Source organism: Solilutibacter silvestris (genome assembly GCF_002895945.1).
GTDB classification, from domain to species: Bacteria; Pseudomonadota; Gammaproteobacteria; order Xanthomonadales; family Xanthomonadaceae; genus Solilutibacter; species Solilutibacter silvestris.
The window spans coordinates 1,064,544-1,080,536 of record NZ_NPZB01000001.1; the positions used below are offsets into that span (position 1 = coordinate 1,064,544).

Annotated in this window: 11 protein-coding genes and 1 riboswitch; of the genes, 5 read left to right on the top strand and 6 right to left on the bottom strand. The window is 64.0% G+C overall.

The window, feature by feature from the left end; translation table 11 throughout:
• Positions 1-4: 4 nt before the first annotated feature.
• From Lysil_RS04830 to Lysil_RS04845, 4 genes are all read right to left on the bottom strand, one after another.
• Positions 5-2,428 carry a TonB-dependent receptor plug domain-containing protein gene (locus Lysil_RS04830; protein ID WP_103074388.1) on the bottom strand — a complete coding sequence of 808 codons (2,424 nt, stop codon included), beginning with the start codon at positions 2,426-2,428 and terminating at the stop codon, positions 5-7.
• A 57-nt stretch (positions 2,429-2,485) separates the two neighbouring features.
• A complete protein-coding gene (locus tag Lysil_RS04835; RefSeq protein ID WP_103074389.1) occupies positions 2,486-4,108 on the bottom strand; it encodes a SulP family inorganic anion transporter in 1,623 nt (540 codons plus the stop codon).
• Positions 4,105-4,728 carry a ParB-like protein gene (locus Lysil_RS04840; protein ID WP_103074390.1) on the bottom strand — a complete coding sequence of 208 codons (624 nt, stop codon included), beginning with the start codon at positions 4,726-4,728 and terminating at the stop codon, positions 4,105-4,107. The genes Lysil_RS04835 and Lysil_RS04840 overlap by 4 nt, the downstream gene beginning before the upstream one ends.
• A 79-nt stretch (positions 4,729-4,807) precedes the next feature.
• Positions 4,808-5,704, bottom strand: a complete 897-nt coding sequence (locus tag Lysil_RS04845; protein ID WP_103074391.1) for a 2OG-Fe(II) oxygenase — start codon at positions 5,702-5,704, stop codon at positions 4,808-4,810.
• Between the two features lie 53 nt (positions 5,705-5,757).
• A riboswitch (cobalamin riboswitch) is annotated at positions 5,758-5,997 on the top strand.
• Between the two features lie 113 nt (positions 5,998-6,110).
• On the opposite strand from Lysil_RS04845, the gene btuB reads away from it, so the two are divergent.
• The 5 genes from btuB (at position 6,111) to Lysil_RS04870 (ending at position 14,508) form a co-directional block, all read left to right on the top strand.
• Positions 6,111-7,985 (top strand): TonB-dependent vitamin B12 receptor, encoded by a 1,875-nt coding sequence (btuB, locus tag Lysil_RS04850; protein ID WP_103074392.1) that lies wholly within the window; start codon positions 6,111-6,113, stop codon positions 7,983-7,985.
• 97 nt (positions 7,986-8,082) lie between these two features.
• Complete coding sequence (locus Lysil_RS04855) at positions 8,083-9,720, top strand: alpha/beta hydrolase-fold protein (protein WP_240600120.1); 1,638 nt, start codon at positions 8,083-8,085, stop codon at positions 9,718-9,720.
• A 26-nt stretch (positions 9,721-9,746) separates the two neighbouring features.
• On the top strand, positions 9,747-11,381 hold the full coding sequence (locus Lysil_RS04860; RefSeq protein WP_103074394.1) for a M20/M25/M40 family metallo-hydrolase: 1,635 nt from the start codon (positions 9,747-9,749) through the stop codon (positions 11,379-11,381).
• Positions 11,382-11,454: 73 nt separating this feature from the next.
• Entirely contained in the window at positions 11,455-13,308 is a 1,854-nt protein-coding gene (locus Lysil_RS04865) for an ABC-F family ATP-binding cassette domain-containing protein (RefSeq protein WP_103074395.1), read from the top strand.
• Between the two features lie 42 nt (positions 13,309-13,350).
• A complete protein-coding gene (locus Lysil_RS04870) occupies positions 13,351-14,508 on the top strand; it encodes an XAC2610-related protein (RefSeq protein ID WP_103074396.1) in 1,158 nt (385 codons plus the stop codon).
• Positions 14,509-14,568: 60 nt separating this feature from the next.
• Here Lysil_RS04870 and Lysil_RS04875 read toward each other — a convergent pair whose 3' ends face one another.
• The gene (locus tag Lysil_RS04875; RefSeq protein WP_103074397.1) at positions 14,569-15,288 is read right to left on the bottom strand and encodes an SIMPL domain-containing protein; all 720 of its coding nucleotides are present in this window, start codon (positions 15,286-15,288) and stop codon (positions 14,569-14,571) included.
• An 11-nt stretch (positions 15,289-15,299) separates the two neighbouring features.
• Positions 15,300-15,992 (bottom strand): DUF3011 domain-containing protein, encoded by a 693-nt coding sequence (locus Lysil_RS04880; RefSeq protein WP_103074398.1) that lies wholly within the window; start codon positions 15,990-15,992, stop codon positions 15,300-15,302.
• Between the last annotated feature and the right edge of the window lies 1 nt (position 15,993).

Consider the following 15,993-nt stretch of genomic DNA (forward strand, 5'->3'; position numbering starts at 1 on the left):
GAAATCACTTCCAGCTGTAGCTGACCTTGCCGTAGTAGAACGCGCCGTTGAAGCCGAACGGCGATTGTGTGCTGTAGGGCAAATAGGTGCGCGTGCCGAAACCGGGAATGCTGCGATCCGGGTAGGTGTCGAACACGTTGTCAGCGCCGACCGAAAATTCCCAACCTTTCACGCGATAGCCCAGCGACAGGTCGGCGACCCATTTCGGCTTGTAGGTCTGGTCGGTGGCCGCAGTCGTTCCGTACGAGGTGAACTCGCCGTAGCGGGTCGCGGTTGCGCTGGCGGTCCAGTGCTGGCCCTTCCACGTGCCATTGAGCGAGAACTTGTTGCGCGGCGCGCCGAACTGCACGCGACCCTGCTCGGTGCGGCCGATGGTTTGCAGCCCGATGCCAACCGCCGACAGCGCGGCCGGGGTCGGCGAGATGCGCTGGATGGTGGTGCGATTGGTGTTGTAGCCGGCGGTCAGGTCGAAGCTGCTGCCGCCCGTCAGTTTCCAGCGATAACCGCCGACGACATCGATGCCGCGGGTGCGGGTGTCGAGTGCGTTGGTGAAATAGCGGCCACCGTTGACGTTGAAGATGCCCTGCGTCGCCAGATACGCACCGACCGGGCCGAGCAGGTTTTCGGACAGGTAGATGCGATCCTTGACCGTGACCTGGTAGGCATCGATGGTGAGGTACATGCGTGCCATCGGCTGGATCACCGCGCCAAGGCCGTAGTTGGTCGATTTCTCCGGCTTCAATGGTTGCGCGCCGAGTGCAATCGCCACCGGGTTGTCGACCCGGAAGGTCACGATGTCATACGGCACGCCGCCGACGAAGTTGGTCGAGGTCGACTGGAAATATTGCTGCTGCAACGACGGTGCGCGGAAGCCGGTGGATGCAGTGCCGCGCAGCGCGAATTTCGGGCTGAAGGCATAGCGCAGCGAGAGCTTGCCGGTGGTGGTATCGCCGAAGTCGCTGTAATGCTCGTTGCGCACGGCAAGACCGCCGGAGAACTTGTCGGTGAAGTTGCCTTCCAGATCAAGGTAGAGCGAGCGGCTGGTGCGCGAGTGCAGGCTGGTGTCCTGCGGCTTGAAGCCGGCGAACACCTGCGAACCACCGGAGGAGCGCACCATCGCGCCGGTCGGGTTGCCGTTGGCATCGAGCGCCGGGATCATCAGGCCGGTATCGGCGTAGGAGTTTGGTTCGCCCGGCGTGCTCTCGAAGGTTTCCTTGCGCCATTCCAGGCCGAACGCCACCGTCAGCGGACCACCTTTCATCCACGGCACGCTGTAGTCCTTGGTCGCATCGGCGTTGAACACGGTCTGGCCGTTGTGCAGCGATCCGGCATAGAACTGGTGCGGCGACGTGGAGCCGAGGCTGCGATTGAGCGTGTTCTCGATGTTGAAGGACAGGTCGTTGTAGCCGTGATCGACGCTGAAATCGAGGAACCAGCCATTCGAGGCGCTGGCATGCAGGCCAAGCACCGAGGCGACGTCCTTGCTGACGTTGTGGATCTGCGGCAGGAAGCCGTTGGGATAGATGCTGCGGTCGTTGCGGATATCACCAGCCCAGCGGAAATAACCGTTGGACAACACGTTGCGACGGCTGTACGTGCTGAACGAGTACAGCGAGATGCCATCGGCCAAGGGCAGCTCGGCGTTGTACGAGAACGCGCCAGACTTCACTTCGGGGTCGCCGTAGCGCTGCTCAACCACCCCGTTGTAGGGAGTGGCGCGATTGGTGTTGTCCTGGTGGCCGCCTTGCACGGCGACGTTGAAGAAGCCGTCGCTGCCGAGCTTGAAACCGGCATCGGCGCCGAGGTTCCACTGCTTGCCGTCGCCCTTCTTGTATTGGCCGTAGCGCGCGCTGGCGTCACCTCCCGACGAATTCTTCTTCAGCACCACGTTGATCACGCCGGCGATGGCATCCGAACCGTATTGGGCGGACGCGCCGTCACGCAGTACTTCGACGTGGTCGATGGCGGAGATCGGGATCGCGTTGAGATCGACCGGCGACGAGCCGCGGCCCTGGCTGCCGTTGAGGTTGATCAGCGCGGTGGTGTGGCGGCGCTTGCCGTTGACCAGCACCAAGACCTGATCGGGTGCGAGGCCACGCAATTGCGCCGGACGCACGGCGTCGGTGCCGTCGGTGATCGCCGGGCGCGGGAAATTGAGCGAGGGCAGCGCGCGTGCCAGCGCGGTGGCCAGCTCGGTGGTGCCGGTGGCCTCGAGGGTCTCGGGCGTGATGATGTCGATCGGTGCAGCCGAAGACGCGACCGTCCGGTTGCTGGCGCGGGTGCCGGTGACGATCACCTTGTCGAGATCGCCCTGGCTTTGCTGGGCGGCGGGAGCGGGGGCGCTTGCCGGCGCGGTTTGCGCGAGCACGGCGGCGGGGCTGAGCAGGCTGGCGGCAACCGCCAGGGAAAGCAGGGAACGACGCTGCATCGTGATGACTCCGGCACAAGATGGTTAAATTTCAGTTAACACATCTTCCGGATGAGGTCAACCAAAATTTGTTGCGTCGCCGCAAACGGCGTCATCCACGCTCCAGTAGTGGAGCGCTTCCGCCGGCAGGTCGGGCAGGCGGGCGCGTTCCAGCAGGTCGGCAATGTGCTGGCGCGCGCGGGCGATCCGCAGTTCGATGCCGCGATGGCTCAGCCACGTCGCGAAGTTGCCCAATACCTCCACCGAGGTGCCATCGAGGTCGGACGAAGCCTCGAGGCTCAGCACGACGGTCTTGATGTTGCGTGCATCCATTACGCGCGTGCGTGCGACATCGAGCATCGCCGCAGCATTGCCGAAGAACAGCGGCTCCTCGGGACGGAGGATCAGCCAGCCGGGAATCGCGTGCGTGTCCGGATATTGATCGATGCGGACGAAGTCGTGGCCGTCGCGCAATCTCCCCAATACGCTCAGTCGCGGCGTCGACACCTGGTGCAGCCACAGCACGATGCTGAGCGCGACGGCGATCAGCAAGCCGTTGAGGATGCCGAATGCCAGCACGGCGATGGCTGCGGCGATCAGCAGCAGGCGATCGCGCCGCCACAGGAAATAGGGCCGGAATGCGGATGGCGCCCACGCCCCCGATACGGCATGGATGACGATCGCTGCCAGTACCGGCAACGGGATGCGCGCGATCAACGGCGCACATGTCACGACAAGAACGGCGCTGGCGAGTGCCGCGAACAGTCCGGCGCGCCGTGTCTGCGCACCGGCGTCGTCATTGGCGCCGGTGGCGGTGAAGCCGGCACCCACCGGGAGGCCGCGCAGCGCGCCCGAAGCGACATTGGCGACCGCGAGCGCGAACAGGTCGCGATTGCGTTCCACCGGATCGCCGTGGCGGATCGCTGCCGCGCTGATCGCGCTGTACGACTCCGCATACAACACCAGCACCAGTGCCGCGCCCAATTGCAGCGTACCCAGCCATTCGTCCGCCGCCGGCAACGCAGGTGCGGCGAACGTGGGCATCAATGTCGATGGGCCGACCAGCGCGACGCCATGCAGGGACAGCCACGGCGAGAGTGCGATGCCGAGCGCGGCAACGATCAGCGCGCCGGGCAGTTTCGGCACGCGCGCGAACACGAACAGCAACACCAGCGCGGTGACGCCGCTCGCAAGGCTCGGCCACCACCATTGTGCATGGGCCTGCAACAAGGCGATGACGATGTCCGGCGCCGACGACTGTGGCGTGCTCACTTGCACCAGATGCGCACATTGCTTGATGGTGATGACGCAGGCCAGGCCGAACCCGTAACCGCGCAACACTGGCCGTGCGATCAGGTTGGACAATCCGCCCAGGCGCAGCAATGCCGCCAAACCGAAACACAGGCCGGCGGCGATCACCAGGGTGGCGGCGAATGCGGCGCGATCCGTCGCGGCATGGCTGGCGGCGAGATCGGCGGCGAGCAATGCCGCGGCCGATGAGGTGCCGGAGACGATGGCGAAGCGGCTGCGACCGAGTGCGGCGTAGATGAGCAATCCAGCCAGCAACGCGACCACGCCAGCACTCGGTGGCAGTCCGGCGATGCCGGAATAGGCCAGCGCTTCCGGCACCAGCAACGCTGCGACCGACACCCCGGCGACCAAATCGCCGCGTAGTGCCGATGCGTCCGTTGTCGCACTCACGCGTGGTGGGAACCGGACCAACCAGGGAGATAGGATGCGGCCGGCTGTTGCGCCAGCTTGATCGCATGCTTGATGTCATCCTTGCCCGGCCGCGATTTTTTCAACTTGAACTGCGGACGGTAGAAGTCCGCCCACAGGAATTCCGAATACGGCAGTGCATCCTTGGAATAACCGCCGCCCATGCGCACATAGGCCGACAGCGCGCGATACGGATCATCCTGCATGTCGCGGAGCGACTCCGGGATTTCCGAGAACGCGACGCGATGGCCATCGCGATCATAGGGATGCGCCCAGCGGTAGTACTCCATCGTGCGCCAGAACACCGATCCTTCCAGCATGGAGAAGTCGCGCTGGATCATCGCGTGTGCGCTGGTGATGCCGTCAAGCAGCATCGCCAGGCCGAGATGGTGGTGGTCGACGATGTAGATCGCCTTGTCCGGCCCGAGCACGCCGGGAAACAGATGCGATTCGATCATGTCCTGGCGCTTCTTGCGACCGAGCGCCTTCCATTCCTTGCGCTTGTCGTCGACTTCGGCCATGCCCAATGCAATCTGGGTGGGGCGGGCGCTGCGCAAATCGAGTGTGACCAGCGGCGTGTGCATCGAAGGCTTGCTCGACATGTCCTGCACCTGGAGTCGGAGTGGCGCAACAATAGCGCAGTCCTGTTCCGGCGATGTCAACCAGGAAGACGGGTACTCATCAGCTGTGGTACGGGCGTTCGCGCATCCATTTGGTGGCGATCCATTTCTCGCCTGAGGTCACCGGCGCGCCACCGTGGAACGACATGGTGTCGCTGCGGCCCTCGCGGTCGGTGTAGGCGAAATAGACCGCGTTGCCGGTCTGCGGCACCACTTCGATGTCGCCATTGGGGAAGATGGTTTCGCCGCCGCCATCGACGTCGTTGAGATACATCACCAGGGTGGCGATGCGTTGCCCGAACTTGAGGTGCATGGCCTCGCCGGGGGATGCGAAATCGAAATAGTCGTAGTGCGCCTGGTATTCCGCGCCGACGCCGTAGCGCATCACCTGCAGGCCTTCGCCGTGTGGCACCGGGATGCCGGTCATCGCCTCGATGCGCTTGTCTATGCGGTCGATCAACGCGGTTTCGGCGAGACGCAGCATCACCAGTTCGCTGGTGCGGCGTTCGTCCACGGCGTCGCCACCGTCCACGCTGTTGACCACGGTGGCGCGGCTCATGCGCCCGCGCGCGTACTCGATCAGTTCGCGGCATTCGTCGGCGGTCAGGAAATTCCCCAGTGCCAACACGTAGGGGCGGCCCGAGCGCGCGACGATGCGGATGTCGCCATGGTCGGCCGGAATGCGGTTGCGCGCTTCCGCCAGCGCGATGGTGTGCGAGGGCGTGAATTCCTCGGCCCAGGTGGCGGGAGGCTTGGCGTTCTCGGCGGCCTTGGCCTGCTTGGCGATGATGTCGTCGAGTTTCTCCGGCGTATCGAAGGCGAGCGCGCAGGCCTGCTCGGTGGTTTTCGCGTCGTAGCCGGTATTGAGCATCGAAGCCATCACCAGCTCGCGCGTGGTGCCGTCGTCAAGGCGGTCGCGCAGCCAGCGGGCGAGGTCGATGTGGAGTTGCAGGCTCATGCGTTCATTTTGCACAACGGGTGCCAGTGCCAAGTGTAGCCGGCTGCGATCGGGTAGAATGCGCGGGCCTCGGTGACCGCGTGAGCGGTTGAAACGGGAATCCGGTACGCGCGTCGTGCATCACGACAGCGCAAACCCGGAGCTGCCCCCGCAACGGTAGGCGAGCAGGGTCGATGGTTCCATCCAGGAATTTCGGCCCCGGATCGGCGAATGCCACTGTGCTTCGAGCATGGGAAGGCGCCGCGTCCGCAACGCTCGCGAGCCCGGAGACCGGCCGAAGCATTCCCGGACATGCGGTGGGCATGGTGGCGGTGATCGCGGCTTGCCCGTGTTTCCGTTGCTGGCTCCTGCATGTCGTTCTTTCGACTCTCCGCGCGGGCAGGCGCGGGCACCAGGAGCTACACCGATGCAACCCCACAAGAATCCTTCCCGCCGCGCGCTCGTCGTGGCGTTGGCACTCGTCACGTCCTCGTCGGCCTTCGCACAACAGGCCGACGACAGCACGCTCGGCACCGTCAGTGTCACCGCTACCCGCAGCGAGCGCGGTCCCGCCTCGCTCGCCGCCAGCACCACGATCACGCGTGCCGACATCGAACGCCTGCAACCGTCGTCGCTGCCGGAACTGCTGCGCGGCCAGCCCGGTCTCGCCATCTACAACCAGGGCGGTGAGGGCAAGTTGTCCGCCGTGTTCCTGCGCGGCACCAGCCCCGGCCAGGTGTTGGTGATGATCGATGGCGTCAAGATCGGTTCGGTCTCCGCCGGCATGTCGGCGCTGCAGGACATTCCCGTCGCGCAGATCGAACGCGTCGAAATCGTGCGCGGCCCGATGTCGTCGTTGTACGGTTCGGAAGCGATCGGCGGCGTGATCCAGATCTTCACCCGTCGGCCGCAGGCCGATGGCGTCTCGCCGCATGTCGGTGTTGCGCTCGGCACCTACGACACATTGAAGAGCGATGCCGGCCTCGATGGTCGCCGCGGTGGTTTCTGGTATTCCGCCAATGTCGCTTATGACCGCACCCGCGGCTTCAATGCCTGCAATGGCGATCCGGTCACGTTTGCCGGTTGTGGCGTGATCGAACCCGATCGCGATGGCTACATCAATCGTTCCGCCAACGTCGCGCTGGGCTATCGCTTCAACGAAGCGTGGAAGGCCGATGCGCGGGTGATGCGCATCCAGGGCGACAACAAGTACGACGGTTCCTGGGCCAATCGCAGCACGATCGTGCAGCAGGTCGCCGGTGCCCATGTGCAGTACGCGCCGCTGCAATGGCTGGCGATCGATCTCAACGCCGGTCGCAACGACGACCAGGCGAAGAATTACAGCCCGTACGGGTTCGTTGGCTTCATCAACACCCGTCGTGACAGCGCCAGCCTGAAGGCCGATATCGGCACGCGCACCGATCTCGCCACTGTCGGCATCGATTGGCAGCGCGATTCGCTGGTCAGCGACACGCCCTACGATGCCACTCGCCGCAACACCCATGCACTGTTCGCCGACTGGCGCGGCGATTTCGGTTCGCAGCATCTGCAGCTGGGCGCGCGCCACGAAGACAACAGCCAGTTCGGCACGCATGACACCGGGCACGTCGCCTGGGGTTGGGATCTCACCAAGGCGTTGCGCATGAGCGCGAACTACGGCACCGCCTTCCGCGCGCCGACCTTCAACGATCTCTACTACCCCGGCTTCAGCAACCCGAACCTGCGGCCGGAAACCTCGCGCAGCATCGAGCTCGGCGTCGACGGATCACACGATTGGGGGCGCTGGGGCGTGCATGCCTATCGCAACGAGTTGCGTGACCTGATCGCGTTCAACCCATTCCTGACCTCGCCGAGCAGTCCGTGGGGCATGCCCGACAACATCCAGCGTGCACGCATCAATGGCGTCGAAGCAACGCTCGGCACCACGCTGGCGAAGTGGGACATCAACGCGACGGCCAGCGTGCTCGATCCGCGCAACAAGACGCCGGGTTCGGCCTACGACAATCTGTTGAACCGTCGTCCGCAGCGCATCGCACGCATTGATGCCGATCGCAGTTTCGGCCAGTGGAGCGTTGGTGCGTCGATCAACGGCGCCAGCCATCGTTTCGACGATCCGGCCAATCGCGTGCGCATGGGCGGCTACGCCACCAGCGACCTGCGCGTGGCCTATCGCCCCGATGCCGCGTGGACGCTGCAACTGACCGCGCAGAACATCTTCGACAAGGCCTATGAAACCGCGCGCTGGTACAACCAGGCCGGCCGCACGTTGATGTTCAGCGTGCGCTGGCAGCCGAAGCAGTAAGGACGAAGGGTCGGGGGAGGGGGAGATGGCCTGTGGCACATGTCGCAGGCCATCGTTTTGTGCACACTCCGGCGATTGCCCCCGGGGAAGTCGTGCCATGTCGAAGTCGTTGCCGCGCCACGCGTTGACCGTTGCCCTGATCGCCGCCAGTGGGCTTGTATGGACGAGCGCATGGGCGGGAACGCCATTGCGGGTCGAACTGCCTGCGAACAGTGCCGCTGCATCCGGTCGCCTCTTGATCAGCCTGCAGCCGGCCGCCGCGGCGGAGAAGGCGGCGAAGGACGGCAAGGTGATGCATATCGAAGTGAGTCCCTTCGGCTATTCCGGTGGCGCGTTGATTGGCATGGACGTGCCGGGGATCGATGCCGGGAAAGCATTTCTGGTCGATACCGAAACGATGGCGTATCCGTCCGGGCTTTCGGCCTTGCTGGCGGGTGATTACTACGTGCAGGCGGTGCTCGATACCGCGCGCGACAACAATTACGGCGGCAGCAGCGACGATATTTCCAGCACGCCGCAGAAAATCACCCTCGGCAAGGGGGGCGATCTTCCGCTGTTGATGCTCGACCAGCGCGAGCCGCCAGCGGGCGACTATTGGGATCTTCCGGCAGGCATGCCCGAAGCGATGCGCGCGCAGATGTCGGCGGCGAAACCGCACGTGAAGCCGCTCGATATCGTCAGTCCGAAACTGAGCGCGTTCTGGGGCCGTCCGATCCACATGCGCGGCTGGGTGGTATTGCCGCCTGGCTATGACAAGGGCAATGACCATTATCCGGTCGCCTATTCCACCCACGGTTTCGGCGGCACTCTGCGTTCCCAGTTGTACAGTGCCGCATCGGCCTCGGCCAGCATGGAGAAGGGCGACACGCCGCCGATGATCTGGGTGTTCCTCGACGAATCCAGCGCCACCGGCACCCACGAATTCGCCGATTCGGTGAACAACGGGCCATGGGGCGCGGCGCTCACCGAAGAACTGATTCCGCAGGTCGATCGCGACTACCGCACCGATGGCAAGGCGGCGAGTCGTTTCGTCACCGGCCATTCCTCCGGCGGCTGGGCGTCGCTGTGGTTGCAGGTGCGCTATCCCAAGGTGTTCGGCGGCGGATGGCCGACTTCGCCTGATCCCGGCGATTTCCACGACTTCACCGGCGCCGATCTCTACGCGCCGAATGCGAACGTCTACCACCACGCCGATGGCACGCCGATCCCGCTGGTGCGCGACCACGCCAAGGTGATCGCCAGCTTCGAGCAGTTCGCCAAGCTCGAGGAAGTGACGGGCCCGGTGGGCGGGCAGATGGCCTCGTTCGAATGGGTGTTCTCGCCGCGTGGCACCGATGGCCGGCCGATGCCGATGTTCGATCGCCGCAGCGGCGCGGTCGATCCGCATGTGGTCGCCTACTGGCGCGACCATTACGACGTTGCCCATCGCATCACCACGCAATGGAACACGCTGAAGCCCGATCTCGATGGCAAGGTCCATCTGATTGTCGGCACCGCAGACACGTTCTATCTCGATGGCGCCGCGCGCAAGCTGCAGGCGGCGATGAAGTCGGTTGGCGCCAAGACCGATTTCCGCTTCGTGCCCGATCGTACCCATGGCGATCTCTACACCATCGGCGACAACAAGCGCGCGCTGGGTCGGGTGATCGCGTGGGAGATGTATCGCGTCGCGCGGCCGGACGCAAAGTTGCCCACCGATCTGCCCAAGGTGCCGGTGGAAGCGGCGGCGAAGTGACATCCACATTCAAGGGAAACGCAAGCATGCAACGCACACTTCTTGCCGTCGCCACGGCGACTGCTCTCTTCGGGCAACTTCTGGTCGCGCAACCATTGCGGGCAGCCGCCCTCGGCGATGCCACCGACGCGCAGATCGCCAAAATCGTCAATGAAGGGTTGAGCCACAGCCAGGCCATGGCCAATGCATCCGAGTTGATGGATGGCATCGGTCCGCGCCTGACCAATTCCGAGAATTTCGACAGGGCCGCCGACTGGGCATTGGGCAAGTTCAAAACATATGGATTGAGCAATATCCACAAGGAGTCCTATCCATTCGGCGTCAACTGGAACCTCGATTCCTGGGACGCGAAGATGGTGCAGCCGCGCGCGATCACCATGCGCGCGATGCCGGTCGCATGGACGCCGCCGACCAACGGCACCATCACCGCGCCGGTGATCCTCGCGCCGATGAGCAAGAAGGAACATTTCGACAAGTGGCGCGGCAAGCTTTCCGGCAAGATCGTGCTGGTCAGCCTGCCGGGCGAGGCGAGCCAGTCGGAGAAGCCGCAATTCCATCGCCTCGACGGCAAGGAACTGGCCGATCTCGACAAGTACGACCTGCCGGGTGACGAATCGCAGCCATACAAGGGCTTCAGCAAGTCGGTGGCGTTCGCGCGCGAGTTGTCGCAGTTCCTCAAGAGCGAGGGCGCAGTCGCGATGGTGCGCAAGAGCTATCGCGAAAATGGTCTGGTCAGCGGCGAGGGCTACAACATCGATCCGGCGAAACGGCTGGTGTTGCCGTTCATGGAATTGTCGTCGGAAGATTATCGCCGGCTGGCGCGACTGGAGACGACGGGCAAGCCGCCGGTGATCAGCCTTGAAATTGCTGCGCATACCAATGACGCCGACACCAGCGCCGACTACCTGATCGCCGATATCGCCGGCAGCGATCCCAAGGCCGGCTACGTGATGGCCGGTGGTCACTTCGACAGCTGGATCGCCGCCGATGGCGCGACCGACGATGGCGTGCCGAGCGTGATCGTGATCGAAGCCGCGCGCATCATCCGCAGCCTCGGCGCGCAACCGAAGCGCACGATCCGCTTCGCCCTATGGTCGGGCGAAGAACAAGGCCTGCTCGGTTCCATCGCCTACATCGAGAAGCATCTCGCCACCCGGCCGGTCGATCGCAACGCCTACGGGGTCGAGCGTTTCGCGACATGGGCGACGCAGTTCCCGATCACCAAGGGACCGGACTACGACCAGCTCAAGGCCTATTTCAACCTCGACAACGGCGCCGGCAAGATCCGCGGCATCTACGCCGAGAACAACATCGCTGCCGAACCCCTGTTGAAGAAGTGGCTGTCGCCGTTCGCGGGCATGGGCGCGGGCACCGTCGTCGGCAGCCGCACCGGCGGCACCGATCACGAATTCATGCAGGCGGTGGGATTGCCGGGCTTCGAGTTCATCCAGGACCCGCTCGATTACGGCAGCCGCGTCCACCATTCCAACATCGACACGCTCGACCACGCCCCGCCCGATGACGTGCGCCAGGCCGCGACGGTGCTGGCCGCGATGCTGTGGCAGGCGGCCAACAGCGATGCCGTGCTGCCGCGTCCGCCGTTGCCAACCGCACCCAGCAAGAGCAATCCGTTCAGGATCGATGACCCCGACAAGGATTGACGCTCCTGCTGCGCTCGCCCTGCAGTGCAGGCGAATGGGTTCTGAGCCGCGTCTGGCAGGTTAAAATGGCCGGATGATCTCTTTTCGCAATTTCGCCCTGCGTCGCGGCGAACGTCTCCTGCTGTCCGATGTCGACCTGACCCTCCATGCCGGCTACCGCGTCGGTGTGGTCGGCCGCAACGGCGCCGGAAAAACCTCGCTGTTCGCCGCGTTGCTGGGTGAAGTCGAACCCGACAAGGGCGACCTCGACCTGCCCGGCAAGGCGCGCATCGCCAGCGTCGCCCAGGAAACGCCGCATTTGCCCGATCCCGCGCTCGACTTCGTGCTGTCGGGCGATGCCGCGTTGCATGCCGCAGTCCGCATGGAGCGCGAGGCAATGGCCAACGAGGATTGGGAGGCCGTCGCCGAGGCGCACCACCACTTGGGTGAACTCAATGGCTACGACGCCGATGCGCGTGCCGGTCGCTTGCTGCACGGTCTCGGTTTCCCCGCGTCCACCCACGACAACGCGGTCTCCGATTTCTCCGGCGGTTGGCGGGTGCGCTTGAACGTGGCCCGTGCGCTGATGACGCCGAGCGACCTGCTGCTGCTCGATGAACCGACCAACCATTTGGATCTCGACGCCGTGGTGTGGCTGGAAGACTGGCTGCGGCGCTACGACGGCACGCTGCTGGTGATCTCGCACGATCGCGAATTCCTCGACAACGTCACCACCCACATCCTGCATCTGCATGATGGCAAGGCGAAGCTCTACGTCGGCAACTACACCGCATTCGAGCGCCAGCGCGCCGAACACCTGCGCCAGCAGCAGATCGCGTTCGAGAAGGAACAAGTCGAGCGTGTGCATCTGCAGAAATTCATCGACCGCTTCAGGGCCAAAGCCAGCAAGGCGACCCAGGCGCAGAGCCGGATGAAGCGGCTGGAAAAACTCGCCGGGACCGAAGCGGTGCGCGCCGAGCGTTCGCTGCACATCGATTTCCCGGAACCGGCGCGCATGCCGAATTCGCTGCTGTCGTTGCGCCATGTCGATGCCGGTTATGGCAAGGACGCCGTCATCCTCCGCGATGTCGGGTTCGTGCTGGAAGCCGGCGATCGCATCGGCCTGCTCGGTGCCAACGGCGCCGGCAAGTCGACGCTGGTGAAAACGCTGGTCGGCGATCTGGCGCCAGTCTCCGGCGAACGCAGCGCGCATCCGGATCTCGCGATCGGCTACTTCGCGCAGCACACGGTGGAATCCTTGGTGGCAGGCACTTCACCGATCGATCATCTCAAGGAAATCGCGCCGACCACATCGACGCAGGAGTTCCGCAACTTCCTCGGGCGCTGGCAGTTCCCCGGCGATCGCGCGTTCGAAGTGATCGACACGTTCTCGGGTGGCGAGAAGGCGCGACTGGCGTTGGCCCTGATCGCATGGCGCAAACCCAACTTGTTGCTGCTCGATGAGCCGACCAACCATCTCGACCTCGAGATGCGCGAAGCGCTGGCCGAGGCACTCAGCGATTTCGACGGCGCGATCGTGATGGTCAGCCATGACCGCCATCTGATCGGCCTGGTTTGCGACGAGTTCTGGCGCGTCCACGATGGCGAGGTCGAACCCTTCGACGGCGATCTCGACGACTACGCGGCGTGGTTGCGTTCGCGGCCACAACCGGGCGATGCGAAAACGGAAGCGAAGAAGCCAGCGTCGCCAACGCCGGCACCCGTCGCGAAAAAACCGGCGGTCAAGATCAACCAGCACAAGCTGGCGCAAGCCGAGACGCGGGTGGCGCGACTGGAGGAAAAGCTGGCCGAATGCGCGGCGCAACTCGGTGATCCGGCGGTGTACGCCGATGCCGATCGTGTCGCCGAACTTGGGCGCACGCAGATGCAGTTGCGCGGCGAACTGGAAGCAGCGGAAGGCGAGTTGCTGGCGTTCTACGAAGCCTGATACTTTCAATCCTGCCGATGAGGCACCTTCGGGAGGGGTGGCATGACGTTGTCGCAGACATGGCTCGCATGCGTGTTGTTGTCGTTGTTGGCGTGGTCGGGACAAGCCGGTGCGCAACAACGCGTGGTCAAGATCGACGATTTTTCGCCCGACTACCGCGCGACGATCACCACCGACATGAAGGATGCCAAGGAAGTCTTCTTCCCGGGCACGATCGAGGTTTTCGACAAGCACAGCGGCAAACGCCTGATCGAAGTCAACTCGCCCGAATTGGCATTCGAGGTCAAGGCTGGCAAGACTGCCGCCAATGTCCGGCAATTGCCCTATGGCGAACAGAGCGTCCTGATCTACGACGATTTCAATTTCGACGGAAAGAAGGATCTGGCGATCATGGACGGCCAGAATTCCTGCTATCACGGCCCGTCGTTCCAGGTATATCTGGCGACGGACCACGGTTTTCGCGCGAGCCCCGACTTCACCCGCCTGGCGCAGGACTATTGCGGCATGTTCCAGAGCGATCCTGCCACGCGGCGGATCCACGTGATGACCAAGGACGGTTGCTGCTCGCACCTGTTCGAGGAATATGGCGTTGCCGCCGGGCTTCCGGTGTTTCTGCAATCACGCGATGAAACGCTGGTGCAGGGCACGCTGTTCGAATACATGGCGATCACCGAAACGCACGGGGCTGGCAAGCAGGCGCGCACGCGCAAAAGCATCGAACTGGATGTCCCGGATCAGGAACCTGCCAAATCCGGGAATGGCGCGACGGTGGCGCTGCTGCGTTTCCGCCTGGCCAAACGGTCGCAGCGCGAGGTGATGGTCATCCGCGATCCCGAAGCGAAGTTCGTCGATTACGTATTGCGTGATGCGAAGAGTGGGCAAGTCGAATTCGCTTATTCGCTGGCGGTGCAAGGCGTGCTTCCCGACTCGGAGCGACGGGCGAAACAGTGGGCGGATGCCAACAACGATCCTGGAAACGAGGTGTATCGCGCGCGCCTGGGGTGTGCTGCCGGATCGCTCGACTTCAACAACGCCGGCACGCATTACCGCGTGATCGACATGCCCAATCGGCTCGGGGTTGAAGTGACCGAGAATGGCCGCACGACGTTCCTTCCCGGCGATCCTGCTACGCGCAAGGGCAGTTTGAAGTCGCTGCAACAAGGCAAATGGGAGAACGTCGCGGCGTCGACCTGCAACTAGCCGGAAGCCTGCCTGCGTGCTGGCCAATGCGCCATTGCCGTAACGCGCACACTCATGCCGTCAATCCTTGAGGAAATATTCGACCGTCGATACCACGCGCACCTTCTTCACCTGCGGGCTGCCGGCATCGCGATTGCTGATGTCGACCACGCCCTGGTTGGCGGTACGGATGCCGCCGATGCGCGCGCCGCTGTCCTTGGCGAACTGTTCGGCGGACTTGCGTGCGTTGGCGGTCGCCTCGGCGATCAGGGCCGGCTTGATGTCGTTGAGTTTGGTGTAGTCGAACACCGGGCCGCTCGGTGCAGCGCTTTCACCGCTGCCATTCCCGCCCAGTACGACACCTTTCGCCAGCAGATCACCGCTGTGGCGCAGCGCGTCCATCGCTTTCGCGACCTTGGTGGTGCGCAGGGTCACGGTGGTGGAATAACGGTAACGCTCCGGCGGCTTGTTTTCGCCATAGGCATACGCCCAGCGGTCCTCGAGATTGGCCGGCGCGACCACGATTTCATCATCGCCAAAGCCTGCGCCCTTGAAGAACTCGCGGATGGCTGCGGTATGCGTTTCCAGTCCGTGTTGCACCTCGCCGAGATCGTTGCCGGACACCGTATGCGCCAATGGCCAGACGACGAGATCGGCATCCACCACTTTTTCGGCCGAGCCTTTCACCGAGACATAGCGATCGCCGGTGCGCAGGCCGGACAGGCCTTGCGACACGAACCAGCCGCCGACGGCAAGGCCGAGTGCGACGAGAGTCGCTGCAAGAATGGTACGAGTCTGCATGTGGTCGTTCCTCACTGTGCACCGAAGCGGGCACGGCAGCCGCCGCTCACCCACAGGCCCTGGCGGGCGTTGTAGCCCCAGTTGCGGCCCTGCATGCAGGGCGAGTTCGACAACTGTTGCTGCAGGTAAGGCATGCCTTGGTTGCGATCCCAGGCGCAGGTGGTCGGGCGCGATCCATGGCTGGAACAAGTCACCGAATAATTGCTGGCAAAGCGCGCGAATTCACCGCGGCAACCGTGATTCACCCAGACCTGGCCGTTGCGGGAATCCCAGCTGTACCCGCGTCTGCAGTCGTTGCTGGAGAGTTGCCGCACCAGGCGCGATTGCCCTTGCCATGGCGTCGGGCAGGTTTGCGTGCGGTTGCCTTGGCTTTCGCAACGGATGGCCTGCGTTCCGGGGCCGGGGCCAGGACCGACACCGCCGTTGCCGGTGAGCGATCTGGCGATGTCCGACTTGATCTGGCTGAAGTTCCAGTTCGAACGGTTGACCTGATCGAGATAGAAACGCAACTGGTCATCGGGGATGCGGCGGCCGCGCGACTGTTCCGAGTATTCCTGGCTGATCACCCGGACCTGGTCGTTCTGGGACAGGGTGCGGAGGTTTTCCGGCGCGTAGGCCCGGGTCTGGAATTGCGCCACGGCCGTGGCCGGAACGAGCAATGCCAGCGCAGACGCGATAGCGAACGATTTGGGCAATGAAACCATG

Excerpts from the sequence above, each read along its gene's own strand:
- Lysil_RS04830 (WP_103074388.1), bottom strand. The coding sequence starts at position 2,428 with ATGCAGCGTCGTTCCCTGCTTTCCCTGGCGGTTGCCGCCAGCCTGCTC.
- Lysil_RS04840 (WP_103074390.1), bottom strand. The coding sequence starts at position 4,728 with ATGTCGAGCAAGCCTTCGATGCACACGCCGCTGGTCACACTCGATTTG.
- Lysil_RS04845 (WP_103074391.1), bottom strand. The coding sequence starts at position 5,704 with ATGAGCCTGCAACTCCACATCGACCTCGCCCGCTGGCTGCGCGACCGC.
- btuB (WP_103074392.1), top strand. The coding sequence starts at position 6,111 with ATGCAACCCCACAAGAATCCTTCCCGCCGCGCGCTCGTCGTGGCGTTG.
- Lysil_RS04855 (WP_240600120.1), top strand. The coding sequence starts at position 8,083 with ATGTCGAAGTCGTTGCCGCGCCACGCGTTGACCGTTGCCCTGATCGCC.
- Lysil_RS04860 (WP_103074394.1), top strand. The coding sequence starts at position 9,747 with ATGCAACGCACACTTCTTGCCGTCGCCACGGCGACTGCTCTCTTCGGG.
- Lysil_RS04865 (WP_103074395.1), top strand. The coding sequence starts at position 11,455 with ATGATCTCTTTTCGCAATTTCGCCCTGCGTCGCGGCGAACGTCTCCTG.
- Lysil_RS04870 (WP_103074396.1), top strand. The coding sequence starts at position 13,351 with ATGACGTTGTCGCAGACATGGCTCGCATGCGTGTTGTTGTCGTTGTTG.
- Lysil_RS04875 (WP_103074397.1), bottom strand. The coding sequence starts at position 15,288 with ATGCAGACTCGTACCATTCTTGCAGCGACTCTCGTCGCACTCGGCCTT.
- Lysil_RS04880 (WP_103074398.1), bottom strand. The coding sequence starts at position 15,992 with ATGGTTTCATTGCCCAAATCGTTCGCTATCGCGTCTGCGCTGGCATTG.